The sequence below is a fragment of the Curtobacterium flaccumfaciens genome (assembly GCF_018598405.1).
Taxonomy (GTDB): Bacteria; Actinomycetota; Actinomycetes; order Actinomycetales; family Microbacteriaceae; genus Curtobacterium; species Curtobacterium aurantiacum.
In genome coordinates this window covers 1-1799 of record NZ_JAHEWS010000060.1, presented here as the reverse complement: position 1 = coordinate 1799, position 1799 = coordinate 1, and the positions used below count along the sequence as shown (strand labels likewise).

1 rRNA gene is annotated in these 1799 nt (G+C 56.0%); it reads right to left on the bottom strand.

Going from position 1 to position 1799, the window contains the following annotated elements:
- Positions 1-186: 186 nt before the first annotated feature.
- Positions 187-1708: ribosomal RNA gene (locus KK097_RS17760) — 16S ribosomal RNA — on the bottom strand.
- Positions 1709-1799: the final 91 nt, after the last annotated feature.

The following is a 1799-nucleotide window of genomic DNA, read 5'->3' as shown; positions in this document are numbered from 1 at the left end:
CGCTCCACCCCGACCCGTCCCAACCCTGCAAGCAGAGCGTACTGAGGTCGGAAGCATCACTCCCAACTGCACTGTCAATGTTCCACCCATGAGCTACCCGTCGGACACGTTCGGTCCGAAACAGGCGCCTGGACCAGCAACCAACCACCCACAATGGGCGACCAGCACTGACCAGATGCTCCTTAGAAAGGAGGTGATCCAGCCGCACCTTCCGGTACGGCTACCTTGTTACGACTTAGTCCTAATCACCGATCCCACCTTCGACGGCTCCTTCCACAAGGGTTAGGCCACCGGCTTCGGGTGTTACCGACTTTCATGACTTGACGGGCGGTGTGTACAAGGCCCGGGAACGTATTCACCGCAGCGTTGCTGATCTGCGATTACTAGCGACTCCGACTTCATGAGGTCGAGTTGCAGACCTCAATCCGAACTGAGACCGGCTTTTTGGGATTCGCTCCACCTTACGGTATCGCAGCCCTTTGTACCGGCCATTGTAGCATGCGTGAAGCCCAAGACATAAGGGGCATGATGATTTGACGTCATCCCCACCTTCCTCCGAGTTGACCCCGGCAGTCTCCTATGAGTCCCCGGCATAACCCGCTGGCAACATAGAACGAGGGTTGCGCTCGTTGCGGGACTTAACCCAACATCTCACGACACGAGCTGACGACAACCATGCACCACCTGTACACCGACCACAAGGGGGCGACCATCTCTGGCCGTTTCCGGTGTATGTCAAGCCTTGGTAAGGTTCTTCGCGTTGCATCGAATTAATCCGCATGCTCCGCCGCTTGTGCGGGCCCCCGTCAATTCCTTTGAGTTTTAGCCTTGCGGCCGTACTCCCCAGGCGGGGCGCTTAATGCGTTAGCTACGACACAGAAACCGTGGAAAGGTCCCTACATCTAGCGCCCAACGTTTACGGCATGGACTACCAGGGTATCTAATCCTGTTCGCTCCCCATGCTTTCGCTCCTCAGCGTCAGTTACGGCCCAGAGATCTGCCTTCGCCATCGGTGTTCCTCCTGATATCTGCGCATTCCACCGCTACACCAGGAATTCCAATCTCCCCTACCGCACTCTAGTCTGCCCGTACCCACTGCAAGCCCGAGGTTGAGCCTCGGGATTTCACAGCAGACGCGACAAACCGCCTACGAGCTCTTTACGCCCAATAATTCCGGACAACGCTTGCACCCTACGTATTACCGCGGCTGCTGGCACGTAGTTAGCCGGTGCTTTTTCTGCAGGTACCGTCACTTTCGCTTCTTCCCTACTAAAAGAGGTTTACAACCCGAAGGCCGTCATCCCTCACGCGGCGTTGCTGCATCAGGCTTTCGCCCATTGTGCAATATTCCCCACTGCTGCCTCCCGTAGGAGTCTGGGCCGTGTCTCAGTCCCAGTGTGGCCGGTCACCCTCTCAGGCCGGCTACCCGTCGTCGCCTTGGTGAGCCATTACCTCACCAACAAGCTGATAGGCCGCGAGTCCATCCCCAACCAAAAAATCTTTCCACCACCAGACCATGCGGCCAGTGATCATATCCAGTATTAGACGTCGTTTCCAACGCTTATCCCAGAGTCAGGGGCAGGTTACTCACGTGTTACTCACCCGTTCGCCACTAATCCACCCAGCAAGCTGGGCATCATCGTTCGACTTGCATGTGTTAAGCACGCCGCCAGCGTTCGTCCTGAGCCAGGATCAAACTCTCCGTAAAAAAATACAGACCCAACACCCGAAGGCATCAGACCGAGTTGATTCTGACTGTTGACTGTCTACTGACAATCTTCAATCCAAAAGGAATTGCT